Genomic DNA, 17,481 nt, shown 5'->3' with positions numbered 1-17,481 from the left:
GGGGGCACGGCAGACGACGGACGGGAAGGCGCGCACATGGAGCGGATCGGGATCATCGGGGTCGGGGAGATCGGCCGGGCCATCGTCGAGGGCCTGTGCGACGGCGTCGACACGCCGCCGGAGGTGAACCTCTCGCCGCGGGGCGCCCGGACGGCCGCCGCGCTGGCCGACACGTTCGACGGCGTGCGGGTGTGCGCCGACAACCAGGAGGTCGCGGACCGCTCCGACCTCGTGGTGATCGCGGTCCGCCGCCAGGACCGCGCCGAGGCGCTGGCCGGGCTGCGGATCCGTCCCGGAACCACCGTGGTCAGCGCCATGGCCGGGGTGAGCGTCGCGGAGCTGCGCGAGACGCTCGGCGACGGCTTCACCCTGGTGCGGGCCATCCCGCTGCCCTCCGTGCGCGAGCGCCGGTCCACCACCGTGACCTGGCCCTCCGACCCGGTGGCCGAGGGCTTCTTCGACCGCCTCGGCCGGGCGCTGCCGATCGCCGACGAGGAGGCGTTCGGCGTGTTCTCGGCGCTGACCGGCACCTTCAGCGCGCACTACCGGTACCTGACCACGCTCACCGAGTGGGCGGTCGCCCAGGGGGTGCCCGCGGAGGCGGCGGACCGCTACGTCCGGGGCCTGTTCCAGGACACGGGACGGGCACTGGCCGACACGTCGCGGACCCTCGATGAGCTGGCACGCGACCACGAGACCCCGAACGGCAACAATGAGCGCATCCGGACCACCTGGTTCGACGAGTCCAACGCCCGGTCCCTGACCAAGGCCCTGGACGGGCTGCTGGACGACATCCGCTAGACCGTCGACGGGGGTTCGCCGAACCGGCTGCGGACACGGCAAGGGGCGCCGAGGATCAACGTGCGACCACGAACCTCGACGCCCCGACCGCGTTCCACGGCCGTCCCGGCTGCCACGCCCCGCCCTCCGGTGAGGCGGCTCCGGCCGCCACGGTCGGCCCGGGGCCGCCCTGCCTGGCGAAACCGCCACGCGATCATGCTCGAAGCGTCCGTGTCACTGCGCGGAATCGCCGCCCTGCGCCCTGGCGTCCGGTATGTCGGGTATGAGGGCGGTTCCGAGGGCCTTCCGAAGACCCGGCGGCGGCCCCGGGGGCGACGGGGGATGATTCCACTGTCCGATCACGCCTGCGATGGCCGTTTCACCGCACCGGATGCCCGAACCGGCGCTGTGGGCCCGGTATGCGCGGTGTGCGCCGCCCGGCGGCCGCCACGAATGCGGGCGGCCGCAGAGCCGTCGCCCATCCGGACCACGAGGAACCCGCCGCCCTTCAGGCAGGCCCGGGGACCCACCGGCTCACTCCGTCGCAGCCCAGCACGGTGGTGAACGCCCGCCTCGCCCCCGCCTCCGCTCAGTCCTCGCCGAGCAGGCCCGACAGGGTCGCCCCCGGGCTGATCACGTCCGGGTCGGTCCGGGCGTCGATCAGGGTGGGCAGGTCCGCCTCCAGCGCCTCGGTCAGCGCCTTCTCGAACTCCTCGGGCGTGTGCGCGGTCGCCCCGCGCGCCCCCAGGGACCGGGCGTAGCCGGCCAGGTCGAGCGGGCCGCTGATGTCCACCGCCGCCGTGCGCCCCATCTCCTTCGCCTGGTGCATGGCGATGGTGCCGTACAGCCCGTTCTGGAACACCACCACGACCACCGGCACGCGCAGCCGCACCGCCGTCTCCAGCTCCTGGCCGGTCATCAGCGCGCCGCCGTCGCCCACCGCCGCCACCACGGTCCGGTGCGGCTCCACCAGCTTCGCCGCGACCGCCGCGGGCACCGCGTACCCCATCGCGCCGCTGGTGGGCGCGAGCTGGGTGCGCGGCTCGGTGAAGCGCCACCCCCGGTGCAGGAACGCCGCGAAGTTGCCCGCGTCGTTGGTGAGCACCGTGTCCCGGGGCAGCACCGTGCGCATGCGCTCGACCACGGCCCACGGGTGCAGCCGCCCTCCCGGGTGGGAGGCGGCGGCCGGGTCGGGGACCGTCGTCTCCTCCCACGCCGCGTGCGCCGGGGCGAAGTCGCGGTACATCGCCGTGGTCGGCGACGCGGCCAGCGCCTCCAGGGCCCGCCGGGCGTCGGCGACCGCGCCCGTCCACACCCCGGCGACCGCGCCCACCTGGTCGGGGTCGATGTCGATCTGCGCGACGCGGGAGTCGACCACCCGCACCCCGGGGGCGGGGAACCGGTAGGCCTGGGTGGTGACCTCGCTCAGCCTGCAGCCCACCACCAGCACCGCGTCGGCCTCCTCCAGGGCGCCCAGCACCTGCGGCGGGCACCCCAGGCCCAGGTGGCCCAGGTAGAGCGGGTGGTCGTTGGGGAAGACGTCCTGGCGCCGCCAGGAGGCGTACACCCCGGCCTGGAAGCGCTCGGCGACCCGCACCAGCTCCTCGCGGGCGCCGCGCGCGCCGCCCCCGGCGATGATCACCGGGCGCTCGGCGCCGGCCAGCCACCGCGCCAGGCGGTCCCGCTCCTCCTCGGCGAGCGAGGGGCGGGGCGGGAACGTCCCGGGCAGGGGGCCCACCACCCCGGCCGGCTGTCCCCACAGGTCGCCCGGGACGGCGATGGCGACCGGTCCCGGGCGGCCCGAGGTGGCGATGCGCAGCCCGCGCGCGGTCGCCTCCACCAGCCGGTCGGCGCGCGTCACCGTCGTCGACCACTTGGTGATGGGGGCGTAGAACGCCGTCAGGTCCACCTCCTGGAACGCCTCCCGGCCCAGCCGGTCGCTCTCCACCTGGCCCAGGAACACGATCATCGGCGTGGAGTCCTGCCTGGCCGTGTGCACCGCCACCGCCAGGTTGGACGCGCCGGGGCCGCGGGTGGCGGCCGCGGCGGCGGGGAACCCGATGAGCTTGCCCTCGGCCTCGGCCATGAAGCCGGCTCCGCCCTCGTGGCGGGTCGACACCAGCTGCATGTCGCTGCGCCGGTCGATCGCGTCGGCCAGTTCCAGGAAGCTCTCGCCGGGGACGGTGTAGCAGCGGCGCACGTGGGCGGCGGCGAGCAGCTCCGCCACCGCCTCGGCCGCGGTGGGGCCACTGGGCAGGGTGGTCTCGGGGGGCACGGTCGTCCTTCCGTCGTCGCAAGGCACTACGGGGCGGGGACGGCGCGCGGCCGCCCCCGCCGGTCACCGCCATCCTGCCCGAGGGGAGCGGGTCCGTCACGCGCCGGCCGGTGCGGACGGGGTGCGCCCCGCGCGGTCAGCCCAGTCCGAGGGCCCGCAGCAGCGCGGTCGTTCCGGCCGCCGCGGCGACCACGACCAGGAACGGCGCGCGCAGCAGGAGCGCGGTGGCGGCCGCCCCGACCCCGGCCAGGCGCGCGGTGTCGGCGGTGAGCGCGGAGCCCCCGTCGGAGAAGGTCTGCACGGCCACCAGCGCGGCGAGCAGCGCCACGGGGACGGTCATGGCGAACCGCCGCACGGCGGGGTGGTCGAGCAGGCGGCGCGGAGCGGCCAGCCCGGCGTACTTGAGCGCGTAGCAGCCCGCGGCGGTGACGGCGATCGCGATCCAGACGGTCATGGCCGTACCTCCTGTGCCGGTCCGAGGTCGGAGGCGCCGTCCCCGTCCCCGTCGGGGCCGTTGGCGCCGCCGGTGGCCTCGCCGCCGTCCGCGTCCTCGTCGGCGGGGGCGGGGGCGGCGGCGGGCCCCAGCAGCGCGGCGGCCGCGGCGATGAGCACCGGGACACCGGGCGGCAGCACGGGGACGGCGGCGAGGGCCAGCCCCGCGCCGACGGCCGCGACCAGCACGATCCTGCGCCCTTCGCGCAGCCGGGGCCAGACCAGGGCCAGGAAGATCGCTGGGCCCACCGCGTCCAGCCCGAAGGCGGAGGTGTCACCGACCCGCTCGGTGGCCACCGCGCCCAGCAGGGTGGTCGCGTTCCAGAAGAGGAACAGCGCGGCGAAGGTCGCCGTGAAGGCGGTCCGTGCGGCGGCCGGAGTGGGCTGGGCGAGCGCCGCGGCGGCGGTCTCGTCGATCACCCCGTGGGCGGCGACCGCCTTGCGGACGCCCCGCACGCCGAGGATGTCGGCCAGGCGCAGCCCGTAGAGGGTGTTGCGCGCGCCGAGGAGCAGGGCCCCGGCGGCCCCGGCGATGACGTTCCCGCCCCCGGCGACGACGCCGATGAGGGCGAACTGGGAGGCGCCGGTGAAGGCGAAGAGGCTCAGGGCGCAGGTCTGGGCGACGGTGAGGCCGGCCGCGACGGACGCGGTACCGAAGGCCACCCCGGAGACGCCGACGGCGAGCCCGATCCCCAGCGCGTCGCGCACCGGGGGAGAGAGTGCGAATGCTGACGTGTTCACGCCCCGAACGCTACGGAGTGGGCCCAGAGGCGGTCTTGAACGTTATTGCGCGTTCGGAGGGGAATGGGGAGGATGCCGCCATGCCTCCCTCCCCGCTGGCCGTCTTGACGGCATTGGCGCTCCTGCTCGTCGGCGGAACCGTGGTCGCCGCCGTATTACTGAGGAGGAGAGTGCTGAGGGAACGGGCCGAGGAGTGGTCGCGGTTCCAGCGCGCGCGGGCGGCGCATCCTGACGCCCGGGTGTTCGAGGTCGTCGAGGTCTACCAGAATGCCCGTTCAGGCACGAAAGCGATCATCGAATGGCACGGCACACAGGGGCGACAGGACGCCTGGTTCGACGGGTTCTTCCTCCCGCCCGGCGCGCTCGCCCTGGTCACCGGTAGGACGGGATACGGGCCGCATAACGACGATCCCGCCGTCTTCTACGTCCGCTGGGATCAGGTTCACACCTGGGTCCGGCCGGAGGTGCGGGCAGCACCCTAGTCGGCGCCTCCCGGCACCGCCCCCAGGATGCCTTTTTGGAACTCGCCCGGTGGCACACCCGTCCTGCGTTTGAAGTGGCGGGTCAGGTGCGGCTGGTCCGCGAAGCCCACGGCCGGCGCGACCTCCGACGGCGGCGTCCCCTCGGCCAGCAGGCGGCGGGCCCGCTCCACGCGCGCGCTGTTCAGGTAGGCGTGCGGTGGCAGCCCCAGGTCGCGTCGGAACGCCCGGAGCAGGGCGAACGCCGACACCCCCACCCGCTCGGCCAGCTCCTCCAACGACGGCGGATCGGCCATGGCCGACCGCAGGATCTCCCTCGCCTCGGCGACCGTGCGGCGCGGCGCCGGGGCGGCGGCCGCGCGCGCGGAGTCGGTGGCGTGCCCGGCGAGCAGCCGGTGCAGGGCCTGGCGGGTGAGCGTCGAGGCGCTGAGCCGGTCGCCCCGCTCGGCGGCACGGTGGGCGGCGCGGAGCACCTCCGCCGTCGCGGGGGCGTGCGCCGAGGAGTCGGTGAACAGGGGCGCCCCCGCCATCCCGATGTCGCGGGCCGCGTCGGCGACGACCGCCTCGTCCGGGTACAGCACCCGGTACCTCCACCCCTCCGGCACCCCCGCGTGCCCGGTGTGCACCACCCCCGGCTCCACCAGGGCGATCCCGTCCCTGCCGACCCGGTGGGTGGTGCCCTTGTAGTCGTAGACCTCGATCCCGGACTCGATCACCGCCAGCGTGTAGGCGTCGTGCGTGTGCGGGGTGAAGGCGTGCCGGACGTAGTGCGCCTTGAGCAGGTCGACCCCGGGCAGCCCGGGGTGGCGCCAGTAGCGCGCTGTGTCGCGGGGAGGCGTGCTCATCCTGCCAGCGTAGGACGGCCCGGGGCGGTCCCGGGTGGCGCGATTCACGAAATACCGCCCGATGTGCCCGAGTTGTTCTCTGCTGGTGGGACGGCCCACGCCCCCGGGCTGCACCCCAGAAAACTACTACCGAGTAATATTCGGTTTCAGTGGCGCCGGACCGGCGCCCGACCGCCCGCGCCGACCGGTGCGGGACGACGAGCCGACGAAGGAAGCCATGACGGTCGACGCACAGCCGGTTGCGGAAAAGCCGGACCCCGCCGATTACGGGTTCACCGTGGTCCCCGAGGAGCAGATCCCCGCGGAGCTCTCCGCGCTCGTGGACCGGGTGCGCTCGCTGATGGACACCGCCGCCCACACCGAGGCCGCCCCCGAGGCGCTGTCCGCGGCCGCCGACGCCGTGGCCAAGGCCGAGGAGATGCTCCGCGGCGACCGCCGCCCCATCGGCACCATGGTCCGCTACACCTACTCCGACGGCAGCACCGAGTACGGCACCATCACCAACGGCGTCTCCGGCCCGGTCAACCCCCTCGCTCCGCCGATCGACCTGGACAAGGACGGCGATGGCCTGCGCGCGGACTTCACCCTCAACGGCCTGTACGAGGGCCCGCCCGGGCTCGTGCACGGGGGCTGGCTCGCCGCCGTGCTGGACCAGGCCCTGGGCACCGCCGCCAGCGCGGCCGGGATGCCGGGCCTGACCGCCAACCTCGACGTGAACTACCGCAGGCCCACCCCGCTCAACGTGCCCCTCGAGGTCCGCGCGCGGGTGACCGGCACCGAGCGGCGCAAGGTCTTCGTCTCCGGGGAGATCCGCCACGGCGGCGAGGTCACCGCCGAGGGCACCGCCATCATGGTCCGCCTCAACCTGCCGGAGTGATCCCCGACATCCGGGGTCGGGCCGGTGGGGGGCGGTCGCGGATCCGGGTGATGGGGCCGGTCACGGGTCCGGCCGCGCCCGACGGTGCCGGGCGGCCGGTCCGGGCGCCCCCGTGTCGCCCGCGCCGCCCGTGTCGCGTCCTCCCAGGTCGCGCAGGGGGCTAAGGTGCGATACCGGGCCCTGGCGCATGCGCGGGGGCATCCGGCGCGCGACGCCGGGCGTGAAGGGGGTTACTCGCCGGTATGGCCTTTCTCATGTCCCTGTCTGAGGCGTGATGTTCAGATTTGTTACGAATGTCGGATAGACACGGAAGCGTGACCCACATCTCGACCCCCGCGACCGGTCGGCCCCGCGAGCACGGCGGCCTGGCCGAGCTCTTGTACGAACGCGCCGCCGCGCACCCCGGCGCCGCGATGCTCAGCGCGAAGGACGGCGGCGCCCCGGGCTGGCGCGACGTCTCCGGCGCCGACGTCGCCGCCCGGGTCACCGCCGTGGCCAAGGGGCTCGTCGCCTCCGGGATCGGCCCCGGGGACCGGGTCGGCCTGCTCGCCGCCAACCGCTACGAGTGGACCGTCGTCGACTTCGCGATCTGGGCGGCCGGCGCGGTGACCGTGCCGGTCTACCCCTCCTCCTCGCCCGAGCAGGTCGCCATGGTCCTCTCCGACTCCGGCGCGACCGCCTGCATCGTCGACGACGAGGACAACACCGCCACCGTGGAGGGCGTCCGCGCCTCCGTCCCCGACCTGCGCCACCTGTGGACCATGGACCCGCTGCGCGGCGAGCCCGGAGCTCTGGAGGCCCTCGCCGCCGCCGGGGCCGAGGTGCCCGACTCCGCCGTCGAGGAGCGCCGCGCCGCCGTGCGCCCCGGGGACCCGGCCACCATCGTCTACACCTCCGGCACCACCGGCACCCCCAAGGGCTGCGTGCTCACCCACGCCAACTTCTTCGCCGAGGTCGAGGCCGCCACCACGGCGCTGTCCGCCCTCTTCGACGACGGCGGCGACCCCGGCGCCGCCCCCTCCACGCTGCTCTTCCTGCCGCTGGCGCACGTGTTCGGCCGCATGGTGCAGGTCGCCGCCGTCCACGCCGGGGCCCGCCTGGGCCACGCCCCCAGCGTCCGCGAGCTCATCGCCGACCTGGGCACCTTCCGGCCCACCTTCCTGCTGGCCGTGCCCTACGTCTTCGAGAAGATCCACACCACCGCGCGCAAGCGCACCTCCGGGCTCAAACGCCGGATCTTCGACGCCGCCACCGACACCGCGGTCGCCTACAGCAGGGCCCTGGACACCCCCGCCGGCCCCGGCCCGCTGCTGAGGCTGCGCCGCCGCCTGTTCGAGCCGATCGTCTACCGCCCGCTCACCGGCGCCCTCGGCGGCCGCTGCACCCGCGTCATCTCCGGCGGCGGCGCCCTCGACGTGCGGCTCTTCCACTTCTACCGGGGCGTGGGCGTGGAGGTCATCGAGGGCTACGGCCTCACCGAGACCACCGCCGCCGTGCTCGCCAACCTGCCCGGCCGCTCCCGCGCCGGGACCATCGGCGGCCCCCTGCCCGGCGTCGAGGTGCGCATCGATGAGGACGGGGAGATCCTCGTCAAGGGCGGCCCCGTGTTCGAGCGGTACTGGAACCGCCCCGACGCCACCGAGGAGGCCTTCCGGGACGGCTGGTTCGCCACCGGCGACCTGGGCGCCGTCGACGGCGACGGGTACGTGCGCGTCACCGGCCGCAAGAAGGAGATCCTGGTGACCGCCGGGGGCAAGAACGTCGCCCCGGTCCCCATCGAGGAGCGCGTGTGCGCGTCCCCGCTGGTCGACCAGTGCATGCTGATCGGCGACGGCCGCCCCTTCGTCACCGCGCTCATCACCCTGGACCCCGAGGAGTTCGCGGCGTGGAAGGCCGCGGCGGGCAGGCCCGCCGACGCCGACGCCGCCTCCCTGGCCGACGATCCCGACCTGCGCGCCGAGGTGCAGAAGGCGATCGACGCCGGGAACTCCGCCGTCTCCCGCGCCGAGTCGGTCCGGGCGTTCACCATCGTGCCGCGCCCCTTCGGTGTCGAGGACGCCACCCTCACACCGACGCTGAAGCTGCGCCGCGCCCGCATCATGGAGCGCGAGTCCGCGGCGGTCGAGCGGATGTACGCCAAGCGCTGAGGCGCCCGGACGGCCGGGCCGGGAGCGATCCGCCGCCCCGGAGCGGCGGCGCCCCGCCCGTCCGGCCCCTCAGCCGGCCCGGCCGCCGTCCTCCGGCGCCGGGCCGGACCTCCAGGTCAGCGTCACTTTGACGGCGCCCTGGGCGGCGGTCTTGGCGAGGAACACGTCCGCCTCGGCGCTCACGTTCACCCCCAGCTCCACCGTCACCTCGTCCGGGTCGCCGGGCAGGTCGCGCAGCTCCCTCACCACCAGGGCGGACAGGGCGCGGATGCGGCCGAACACCTTCTGCGCCGTCTCGTCGGCGCTGCGCAGGATGTCCCGCCCGCTCACGTCGCGCATCTGCGGCGAGCTGCCCGCCGCCTCGATCAGCACGTAGGCGTCCTCACCGCCCCGCTCGTCGGGGAACCGCACGATCTCCGCCATCGCCTCCGCCCTTCGCACGCGGCCCCCGCCCGGTTCGGCCCGGACGGGAGACCATCTCAGCGCGGAATCCCCTTGCGCGTAAGGGAAATGTCCGGGATCGGCCGACATGAAGGTAAAAGCGTCGGGGATATACAGGCCGACTGGCGCCGAGTCGCGAACTTCGTCATGGGAGCAGATGTGTGTGCCGCCCCTACGTGGCGTACCCGAGCGTGTCCCCACCGCATGGCCGCGAGGTGCAGATGAGCGCTGAGCCGACTCCGTCGGTCGTCGGGGAGGACGGACGGGAAGATCGCGCACGCGCGCGGCACAAGGCCGCGCGGGGCCTCTACGACGGGCGCCATTGGCGGACGTCCACACATACGTCGTCGGCGGGCCAGTGCGTCGAGGCCGCACCCGCCGGGGCCGGATCGGTCCTGGTCCGCGACTCCCGCAACCGGCGGGCGGCCCACCTGTCCTTCGGCGGCGGGGAGTGGACGGCCTTCCTCGCCTGGGCGGGCGGCGCCGTGGCGCCCGGCCGGGAAGGGCGGTAGCCGCCCTCCCGGCCGCCTCGGCGCGGCCCGCTCTCAGAGCAGGTTCAGCATCAGGTCGCAGTTGCCGCGCACGTCCCGTTCGGCCGACCTGGTCGCCGGGTGCTCGGGCCCGAACACCTCGCCGTAGCGGGCGATCATCGCCGCGCGCTCCTCCTCGGGGACGGTGCCCTCCACCGCGGCCCGGTCCAGCAGCAGGTTCCGCCACACCACCAGCGTCAGCGGATGGTTCTCGCCCAGGACCTCGCGCGCGGTGCGGTGCGTGCGGGCGTCCTGTTCCAGCGCCTGCTCGGGGCGGCCCAGGGCGAACAGGTCGCTGGCGAGGTTGACCGCGTTGGCGACGGTGTTGGGGTGCTCGTGCCCCAGCCGCGCCTCGTGCACCCGCAGCGCCTGCTCGTCCAGCTTCTTGGCCTCTTCCAGCCGTCCCACCAGCCGCAGGATGACGGCGTGGTTGACGGCCGCGTCGGCGGGCAGCGGGTGGTCCTCGCCGTAGGCGGCGCGCAGCGCGTTCAGCGCGCGCTCGGACAGGGTCAGCGCCTGGTCGTGCTCGCCCACCGCGCGGAGGGCGACCGCGTGGCAGCCGGTCGCCTGGAGGGACAACAGGGAGTCGGGGCCCTCGCGCTCCAGGTAGAGGCGGTAGGTCTCGTCGGAGATGTCCAGCGCCTCCTCCAGGCGCCCGATGCGGCGCAGGATCGCGGCCAGCACCAGCAGCGCCCCCAGCCGGAACTGGTTGTCGGCCGGATAGTTGCGCTCGATGACGGTCCGCGACCCCTCCATGATGTCCAGGGCGCGCCAGTAGTCGCCCGACTCCATGTGGCCGAGCGCCAGGCAGTACTCGCTGGACAGGGTGCGCAGGTTCTCGGGGCCGAGGATCTCGATGCGGCGCTGCAGGTTGTACCGGTCGATCTCCATGGCCTCGTCGAAGCGGCCGATCAGCCGCAGGCCCACCGCGTGGATGTGCGCCACCTGCAGCGTCACCGGGTCGTCGCGCCCCATGAGGCGCTCCTGGCTCGCCAGGATCCGCTCGCTGACCTCCACGGCCTCATGGAAGCGCCCCAGGTTGCGCAGGTCCGTCGGCAGGTCGTTGCTGACCCGGAGCGTCTCGGCGTCGTCGGGGCCGTACAGGCGGGTGAGGCTGTCCACCACGTGCAGGGTCAGCTCGTGCGAGTCGTCGAAGTCGCCGAACATCGACAGCAGCACGGCGTAGAGGGCCTGGAGCCGGAGGGTCTGCGGCTCCTCGTCGCCCAGGTGGTGGGTCCAGTGCCGGATCGCGGTCTCGGCCAGGGTCCGGGAGGCCCGCAGCCGCCCCCACAGCATGAGGAACTGGGCCTGGTTGATGACCAGCTGGCGGCACCACGGGCTCTGGCAGTCCCACTGCTCGGTCTCCCACACGTGCGGCTGCAGCTCGGCGTAGCGCGGCCAGTCCGCCACCGACTCGGGGTCGCCCGGCTCGTAGTTGGCCAGCAGCTGGTGGGCGCAGTGCCGGTACTCCGCCCGCTGCTCCTCGGTCAGCGGCAGCTTCAGCGTCTCCTGCACCAGTTTGTGCAGTTGGAAGGTGCCGTTGCGGTGGTCCATCCGGGCCAGCGCGTAGCGGTCGATGCTGCGCAGCACCCGGCCCAGGCGCACCGCCGGGTCCGACAGGATCTCCTGGAGCTCTCTGGGCCCCTCCACGTTCCGCGCGCCGTTGAACAGGCGGCGCGAGATCGGCTGGGGGGCCAGGAAGGCGCACACCTGCAGCAGCCGCAGGGCCGCCGGGTCGGTCTGGTAGAGCCGGTCCAGCGCCATGTTCATGGTCGCCCCGACCGTCCACGGGTAGTCCGGCGACGGCGCGACGCTGGTCAGCAGCTCCTCCTGCTTCTCGTCGAACACCTCCAGCCAGTCCCGCGGGTCCATCATGGTCTCGTACAGCCACACGGCCGTCTGTTCCACCGCCAGCGGCAGGTCGCCCAGCTTGTCGGCGATCAGGTCGGCGTCGGGCCCGGTCAGCGCCTCCGGGCCGCGCTTGCGCAGCAGCTCGATGCTCTCCTCGCGCCGGAAGACGTCGACCTCCAGCAGGTTCCCGCCGGCGTTGCGCCACTGCGAGGACCGCGAGGTGATGAGCACCTGCCCCGGACCGCCGCTGGGCAGCAGCGGCCGCACGTCCTCGGGGTCGGCGGCGTTGTCGTACACCAGCAGCCAGTCGCTGTGGGGCTCGCCGGAGCGCAGTGCCTCCAGGACCGACCGGGAGATGCTCGTCGGGTCGCGGTCGATGTCCACGCCCAGCCGCGGGGCCAGATCGATGAGCGACTGCTGGATCTGGGTGGGGGTGTCCGCGGGGATCCACCAAACCAGGTCGTACTCGTCGCGGTGGCGCCAGGCGAACTCGGTGGCCAGCTGGGTCTTGCCCACGCCGCCCATGCCGCGCAGGGCCTGCGGCAGGATGTGCGTGTCCCCCGAGGCCAGCCGCCGGGCCAGCTCCTCCAGCAGGTCGTGGCGGCCCACGAAGGACGGGTTGCGGGGCGGGACCCTGCCCCAGACGGCCGGACGGCCGCGCTGCCCGGGGGGCCGTGGCGGCTCCGGTGCGGCGGGGCGCTCCGGGCGTGCCTCTTGGGCGGGCACTCCCGGGCGCTGCGCGGCGGGCGCCCCGCCACGGCCGGCTCCAGGGAACACGGAATCTCCAGCAGCCACGTCGTCCCTCTGTTCTGGTCGTTCCTGGTGGTGCGCGGGCGCCGGCTCGCGCGCCCGCTCGTGCTCGGGGCCCGCGGGCCCGGTCCCGCCCGCCGGGGCCACGTCCCACAGGTCGGCGGCCGTCCGCATCACCCCGGGCAGTGCCCGCATCGCGGGCCGCAGCGCGCGGGCGATGGGCGCGGTCTCGTCGTGGACGGGCGGCAGCGCCGGGTCGAAGGTGCGCCCGTGCAGCAGCGCCGCGAACGCCTCCATCCACGGGGCCGCTCCGGCGAACCGCTCGGCGGCCAGGGCGAGCAGCGCCCGGATCCGCTCGCGGGTGCCCCCCGAGGCCAGCAGGGCGGCGCGCACCCCCGGACGGAAGCCCAGCGACACCTGGTCGGCGCGGGTGATGGGGATGCCTCCGGGGCGCCGCACCACCAGCCCCGACCACAGCGCCTCGGCCAGGTCGGAGGCGGTGGCCTCGGGCACGAAGCGCGCCCGCACCGCGTGCGCCGTCGGCAGGTTCAGCGGCACCGCCGCCAGGCACACGGCCAGCTCCAGCGCCGGTGCGGAGGCCGTCTCCCGGAACCGCGCCACCAGCTCGCCGGCGTCCGCCGGGTCGGGGCCGGCGCCGCGCCGCACCAGCGGGCGGGGCTGGGCCGACGGGGGCGGGTCGCCGGTCGCCTCCTCGGCGTAGAGCACCGAGGCGTTCAGCTCGTGGGCCTCCGGGCGCTGGGACACGAAACCGGCCCAGGCGCCCAGCTCATCGGTGTCGAGCGGGACCACGGGCACCGGCACCGCGCCGTCCGGGGCGGCGCCGGGCCGCCCCGGTCCGAAGGGCTCGGCGAGGCCGTCGACCGGCGCGGCGGGCACGGTCCGGTAGGCGGCGTTGGGGGCCACGGCGGGCCCGGGGTCCTCGGGCGGGCGCAGCACCGCAAGCCGGGGGCGGATGCCGGTGCGCGGCCACTGGGCCCGGTCGAGGAGCTGGACGACGCCGACCGCGGCGGTGCGCCCCCAGCGGGCCAGCCACACCGGGACCGCCCCCCGGTGCCACCCCTCGCCGACGCCGTCGGTGAGCACGAGCACCACGTGGCTCCCGCCGTCGGCGACGAGACGCCGGGGGGAGGGGGCGGGGCCGTGCTCGGAGCGCAGCACCAGGTCGTCGTGCCAGGCCTTGTCGGAGTCCATGCGCAGGACGCGGGTGCGGGCGCACACCTTCAGCGGCGCCAGCAGCTCCAGGAACCGCTTCACCCGGGGCTCGTGCACGAGCATGGACAGGCCCGCGTCCACGAGCACGGTGAGGGAGTCGGGGGAGGCGGGCTCCCCGGAGAAGCGGGGCAGCAGCGGGACGCCGCGGGCCCCGGGGCCGGAGGGGTGGGCCAGCGCGCGCTCGGCGTACCCCTCGGCGGTGGCGTGCTCGTCCAGCGGCCCGGCGCCGGGGCGCAGGCGGGTGCGGCGCAGCCGGAGCAGGGCGCGCACCAGGCCCTGCGGATCGGGCAGGTCGGAGGCGGGCCCGGCGGCGGGGCCGGGGACGGCCAGGTCGTCCTGCCCGCCGCGGTCGGGGCGGACGGGTGAGAAGGGCGCTCCGGCACCGGGCGGGGCCCCTGCGGAACCGGGAGTGCCGTCACCGGGGGCGTCGGCGGTGGGCCCGGGCTCCCCGGGGAGGCCGGGCGGAGCGAGCGGTTCGTCGTCCGCGCCGGGGGAGCCCTCGGGGGCGTCCGGGCCGGCCTCCTGCCGGGCGGGCGCGCCGTGCGGCGCGGGCGGCGGTGGGCCCCCGGCGGCGTCCGGGGCGCCGCCGCTGCGCGCGGCCAGCCACACCGCGTCGGCGACCTCCCACCACAGGGGGCCTTCCGCGGTGTCCTGCGGGTACGCCTCATCGGGGGGCGGCTCCCGCTCCGCCCCCTCGGCCCGCGGCTGCTCGGCCCGCGGGCGGGGTCGCTCGCCTCGCGCGCTCACTCAGGGCCCGTTTCGGTCAGGCGTTGCCAGATCACGTCGAGTACGTGCTGCCAGGCATTCGGATCCCAGGATGTGGCACGCGCGCGGACATCGGAACTAACGAGATGGACCGAGTTGAGTAGCTGGTCGATGGACAGGCCGCCCTTGCCCGCCGAGCGCTCCACGAACGCGCGGATCAGCTCCCGGTCGGCGGCGGCGTCGCGGCCGGAGAAGTGCGCGGCGACGATCTCGGCGAGCTGCTCCTGCGTGGGCGGCGGCAGCTCCACCGGCAGGCAGCGGCGGCGGAACGCGGCCGGGAAGGGGCGCTCGGAGTTGCTGGTGATGACGATGAACGGGAACTCGCGGCAGACGACCTCGCCGTTGCGCACGGTCGCGGTGCGCCCGGGGTCGTCGGTGGGCACGGCGACCTCCGGCCGGGAGGCGCCCAGCCGCGCCAGCTCGGGGATGCGGAACCGACCGTTCTCCATCACGTCCAGCAGGTCGTCGGCCAGGTCGGCGTCGCCCTTGTCGAACTCGTCGATGACCAGCACCCGGGGCAGCTCGGCCGGGAGGAGCGCGGTCCCCAGCGGCCCGAGCCGCAGGTAGTCCCCGATCGGGCGGCGCACCTCGCGCTCGGCGGCCTCGGGCCCCAGCGCCGCGGCGTCGGCGCTGATGTCGTGGATGCGGGCCAGCGGGTCGTAGGAGTACAGGCCGTCGGCCAGGGAGGTGCGGCTGGTGACCGACCAGCGCAGCACGCGGCCCAGGCCCAGCTCCCGGGAGACGCGGTAGGCCAGGCTCGACTTGCCCACCCCGGGGCGCCCGGTGACCAGCAGCGGGCGGCGCAGCAGCAGGGCCGCGTTGACGGCGTCGGCCACCGCCGTCTCGGCCTCGGAGAGCCGGCGCGTCCGCGCGCCGTGCCCCGGCCCCAGCACCCGCTCCATTTCAGCCTCGTCGATCGGAGGTTCCGACCCGTCCGGAATCCCGGGGAAGCGGCGCCACGGCGGCGGCGGGGGGAGCCGCTCGCCCAGCGGCGGCGCGTACGGGCTCGGCGTTCCGGTGCCCCGGTAGATCCACCAGGAGGGGAACGCGGGGCCGCTCTCGGGCCGCCCGGGGCCGGGCTCCGGGGCGGACGTCATCGGCGGGACCTCCCTATTCGCTGTCCGGGGTCTCCTCGGGGGCGGCGATGGCCCCGGGCCCGCGCTCCTCGGCGGCGGGGCCGGTGAGGTCGCTGAGAAGTGCGATGTCGAAGGGGTCGCCGGTATTCGTGGTCGTCGCGTCGGAAATGTCGGTATCGGTGGCCGCGATACGCCATTCGAGCAGGCGTTTCGGGAGGGCGTCGATCTCCTCTCGGGTGAGCCGGTGACGCTCTCGGGAAATCAAGGTATCGAAAGCGTACTCGTTCTCCAACGGAGGAATGGGCGCCGTGTTCTCACGCTCCTCGGCCGGGCGCCGCGGGGGCGGGGCCCGGCGCGCCGCCGGGGCCCGCCAGGCGACCACCGGCACGCCCGATTCCAGGGCCGCGGCGAGCGCCTCCCGGAGACCGTGCGCACCCCCTTCGACCAGCAGGCACACCGCGACCGACGGGTCGCTGAGCCGGTCGTGCAGCGGCCCGGCGGCCCGGTGGTGGGCCCCGATCCTCCGCACCCGCCCCTGGCCGCTCCCGGTCACGTGTTCGATCCGGCGCCGCCGCTGCCGCCGGGCGCGGCTCCATTGCCGCGCCCGCTGCCGCTCGTAACTGTGGAGAACGATTTCATACGCGCTGCCCAGCCGCTCCCCATAAGGGCTCATCGGGGTCCTGATCCTCCAGTGCGGCACGTCGCCGGAAATGAGCAGCTCGAAAGGGAGGACGAACTCCAGGGCCAGCTCCGGGGCGTGCGCGCGCGAGCGCTGCTCCAGCATCCGCTCGACGTCGGTGACCATGTCCAGCACGGCCGGGCGCAGGCCGCCCGCGTCCACCCGGAGCGCGCCGTGCGGCGTCACCGTGCCCCCGGCGCGCACGCGCGCGTGCAGCTCGTACCGGCGCGGCCGTCCCGGCGGGCCGGGCAGCGGCTCGGCGATGAACTCCAGGCGGGCACCGGCGCGCGCCGCCGGCGCCGGGCCGCCGCGCAGCCGCAGCAGCGCCTCCCGGGGCACCTCGCCCGGCCCGCGGGTGTCGGCGTAGGCGCGCAGCACCGCCGGGTCGCCGATACCGAGCCGGGCCGCCTCCTCGGCGAAGACCACCTCCAGGGGAAGCCCGTCCCCGCGCGGGGCCAGGCCGCTCAGGTGGTCGAAGGCCTCCAGGGCCGTGCGGAACGGCGCCCCCTCCAAGGCGCGGGAGGCCGTCGCGGCCCGGTAGGCGGCGGCCGCGTCGCCGAACGGCACCGCCCCCAGCGCGCGCTCCACCCCCTGCCGCCCGGGGTCGGCGGCCAGCGGGGACAGCGACGGGACGGCCTCGACCGGCACCACCGCGGCCAGCCGGCCGCCCCCGCCGTCCGGCCCCACCAGCGCCTGTCCCACGATGCCCATCACCGCGCCCTCCTCCACGTCCAGCACCCCGCACCCGCTGAACCCGGGCAGGATCCCCATCGGCCCGCCCGGGTCCAGGTCGAGCTGGGCGGCGCCGGCGCGCACCCCGTCGCCGACCACCCGGCCGAAGGCGCTGAGCCCGAACGGGGCGTCGGCGGCGTACCGGGCGGGGTGGCCGCGCACGTGCACCGCCCGGGGCCGCCGGGTGCGCCGGATCCGCTCCATGACGCCGCGCAGCACCGCGGGCTCGGGGTCGGCGGCGCCGGGCGCCGGGTCCAGGAGCAGCACCGCGGTGTCCCCGGCCGGGTCCCAGGCGTCGGGGTCGACCCGGGCCGTGCGGCGGGTGAACCCGCCCGCGCCGGGCACCTCGACGGGCACGGCGGCGGCCCGCGCCGGAGGCGCCTGCCCGCGGGGGCGCTCCAGCGCGGCGTCGACGACGTGGGCGCAGGTGAGGATCCGGCCGCCGGGCAGGACGACGCCGCCGCCGGCGACCGCACCATGGAGGGTGGGGATCCGTACCTGCCACGTGGGGAGGGAGAGCGGTGCGGGGGTGAGGGGGTGGGAAGGAGAAGCCACCGTGGCGCGGTCTCTTTCTGCGGTTGTCCAAGGTGTGTGATTCGGTTGGCTCCTTATTGTTCCCGTCGCGGTCGTGAATACGCTATGTAGGGATTCGGCTACTGGAAAATCGCAGGTAGGGGAGGTGAGGGCGGAACGGGGGCGCCTCCCGGCCGTTACGGAGCGGTTATCAAAGGGGGGAGTGGGAGGGAGGGGAGGGTATGCGCCCGCCGCGACCAGAATGGCGGTTCACC

The 17,481-nt window shown here is 75.5% G+C and carries 13 protein-coding genes; 5 read left to right on the top strand and 8 right to left on the bottom strand.

Features of this window, described 5'->3' with window-relative positions; translation table 11 throughout:
• Positions 1 to 36: 36 nt before the first annotated feature.
• Positions 37 to 801: an NAD(P)-binding domain-containing protein gene (locus O4J56_RS08760; RefSeq protein ID WP_270685008.1), complete on the top strand. Its 765-nt coding sequence runs from the start codon at positions 37 to 39 to the stop codon at positions 799 to 801.
• A gap of 568 nt (positions 802 to 1,369) precedes the next feature.
• On the opposite strand, the gene O4J56_RS08755 is transcribed toward O4J56_RS08760, so the two are convergent.
• The 3 genes from O4J56_RS08755 to O4J56_RS08745 all read right to left on the bottom strand — a co-directional run bounded on the left by O4J56_RS08755 (position 1,370) and on the right by O4J56_RS08745 (position 4,255).
• Complete coding sequence (locus tag O4J56_RS08755) at positions 1,370 to 3,055, bottom strand: thiamine pyrophosphate-dependent enzyme (protein WP_270685006.1); 1,686 nt, start codon at positions 3,053 to 3,055, stop codon at positions 1,370 to 1,372.
• A 136-nt stretch (positions 3,056 to 3,191) separates the two neighbouring features.
• On the bottom strand, positions 3,192 to 3,509 hold the full coding sequence (locus tag O4J56_RS08750) for an AzlD domain-containing protein (protein ID WP_270679855.1): 318 nt from the start codon (positions 3,507 to 3,509) through the stop codon (positions 3,192 to 3,194).
• Positions 3,506 to 4,255: an AzlC family ABC transporter permease gene (locus O4J56_RS08745; protein ID WP_270685046.1), complete on the bottom strand. Its 750-nt coding sequence runs from the start codon at positions 4,253 to 4,255 to the stop codon at positions 3,506 to 3,508. Before O4J56_RS08745 ends, O4J56_RS08750 begins: the two co-directional genes overlap by 4 nt.
• A 113-nt stretch (positions 4,256 to 4,368) precedes the next feature.
• Here O4J56_RS08745 and O4J56_RS08740 point away from each other — a divergent pair, with 113 nt between their 5' ends.
• On the top strand, positions 4,369 to 4,770 hold the full coding sequence (locus O4J56_RS08740) for a hypothetical protein (RefSeq protein WP_270685004.1): 402 nt from the start codon (positions 4,369 to 4,371) through the stop codon (positions 4,768 to 4,770).
• Here O4J56_RS08740 and O4J56_RS08735 read toward each other — a convergent pair.
• On the bottom strand, positions 4,767 to 5,612 hold the full coding sequence (locus O4J56_RS08735; protein ID WP_270685002.1) for a helix-turn-helix transcriptional regulator: 846 nt from the start codon (positions 5,610 to 5,612) through the stop codon (positions 4,767 to 4,769). The genes O4J56_RS08740 and O4J56_RS08735 overlap by 4 nt on opposite strands.
• Before the next feature lie 217 nt (positions 5,613 to 5,829).
• Here O4J56_RS08735 and O4J56_RS08730 point away from each other — a divergent pair, with 217 nt between their 5' ends.
• Together O4J56_RS08730 and O4J56_RS08725 are read left to right on the top strand one after the other, a co-directional pair.
• Positions 5,830 to 6,489 (top strand): PaaI family thioesterase, encoded by a 660-nt coding sequence (locus O4J56_RS08730; protein ID WP_270685000.1) that lies wholly within the window; start codon positions 5,830 to 5,832, stop codon positions 6,487 to 6,489.
• A gap of 314 nt (positions 6,490 to 6,803) precedes the next feature.
• On the top strand, positions 6,804 to 8,636 hold the full coding sequence (locus tag O4J56_RS08725) for an AMP-dependent synthetase/ligase (RefSeq protein ID WP_270684999.1): 1,833 nt from the start codon (positions 6,804 to 6,806) through the stop codon (positions 8,634 to 8,636).
• Positions 8,637 to 8,705: 69 nt separating this feature from the next.
• On the opposite strand, the gene O4J56_RS08720 is transcribed toward O4J56_RS08725, so the two are convergent.
• Complete coding sequence (locus tag O4J56_RS08720; protein WP_270684998.1) at positions 8,706 to 9,059, bottom strand: CU044_2847 family protein; 354 nt, start codon at positions 9,057 to 9,059, stop codon at positions 8,706 to 8,708.
• 239 nt (positions 9,060 to 9,298) lie between these two features.
• Here O4J56_RS08720 and O4J56_RS32025 point away from each other — a divergent pair, with 239 nt between their 5' ends.
• Complete coding sequence (locus O4J56_RS32025) at positions 9,299 to 9,589, top strand: DUF397 domain-containing protein (protein WP_333563787.1); 291 nt, start codon at positions 9,299 to 9,301, stop codon at positions 9,587 to 9,589.
• Between the two features lie 33 nt (positions 9,590 to 9,622).
• Here O4J56_RS32025 and fxsT read toward each other — a convergent pair whose 3' ends face one another.
• The 3 genes from fxsT to O4J56_RS08700 are packed head-to-tail and all read right to left on the bottom strand — an operon-like array spanning position 9,623 to position 17,248.
• Entirely contained in the window at positions 9,623 to 14,188 is a 4,566-nt protein-coding gene (gene fxsT, locus O4J56_RS08710) for an FxSxx-COOH system tetratricopeptide repeat protein (RefSeq protein WP_270684997.1), read from the bottom strand.
• Positions 14,185 to 15,303: an AAA family ATPase gene (locus O4J56_RS08705; RefSeq protein WP_270684996.1), complete on the bottom strand. Its 1,119-nt coding sequence runs from the start codon at positions 15,301 to 15,303 to the stop codon at positions 14,185 to 14,187. Before O4J56_RS08705 ends, fxsT begins: the two co-directional genes overlap by 4 nt.
• Before the next feature lie 13 nt (positions 15,304 to 15,316).
• Positions 15,317 to 17,248, bottom strand: a complete 1,932-nt coding sequence (locus O4J56_RS08700) for a VMAP-C domain-containing protein (protein WP_270684994.1) — start codon at positions 17,246 to 17,248, stop codon at positions 15,317 to 15,319.
• Positions 17,249 to 17,481: the final 233 nt, after the last annotated feature.

This window comes from Nocardiopsis endophytica, from assembly GCF_027706725.1.
Taxonomy (GTDB): Bacteria; Actinomycetota; Actinomycetes; order Streptosporangiales; family Streptosporangiaceae; genus Nocardiopsis_A; species Nocardiopsis_A endophytica.
Note: the sequence above shows the minus strand (reverse complement) of the source record. Positions and strands in the feature narration are given on the sequence as shown.

Bases quoted from the DNA above. Each gene is read 5' to 3' on its own strand.
- O4J56_RS08720 (WP_270684998.1), bottom strand. From the start codon at position 9,059: ATGGCGGAGATCGTGCGGTTCCCCGACGAGCGGGGCGGTGAGGACGCC.
- O4J56_RS08735 (WP_270685002.1), bottom strand. From the start codon at position 5,612: ATGAGCACGCCTCCCCGCGACACAGCGCGCTACTGGCGCCACCCCGGG.
- O4J56_RS08730 (WP_270685000.1), top strand. From the start codon at position 5,830: ATGACGGTCGACGCACAGCCGGTTGCGGAAAAGCCGGACCCCGCCGAT.
- O4J56_RS08740 (WP_270685004.1), top strand. From the start codon at position 4,369: ATGCCTCCCTCCCCGCTGGCCGTCTTGACGGCATTGGCGCTCCTGCTC.
- O4J56_RS32025 (WP_333563787.1), top strand. From the start codon at position 9,299: ATGAGCGCTGAGCCGACTCCGTCGGTCGTCGGGGAGGACGGACGGGAA.
- O4J56_RS08760 (WP_270685008.1), top strand. From the start codon at position 37: ATGGAGCGGATCGGGATCATCGGGGTCGGGGAGATCGGCCGGGCCATC.
- O4J56_RS08705 (WP_270684996.1), bottom strand. From the start codon at position 15,303: ATGACGTCCGCCCCGGAGCCCGGCCCCGGGCGGCCCGAGAGCGGCCCC.
- O4J56_RS08750 (WP_270679855.1), bottom strand. From the start codon at position 3,509: ATGACCGTCTGGATCGCGATCGCCGTCACCGCCGCGGGCTGCTACGCG.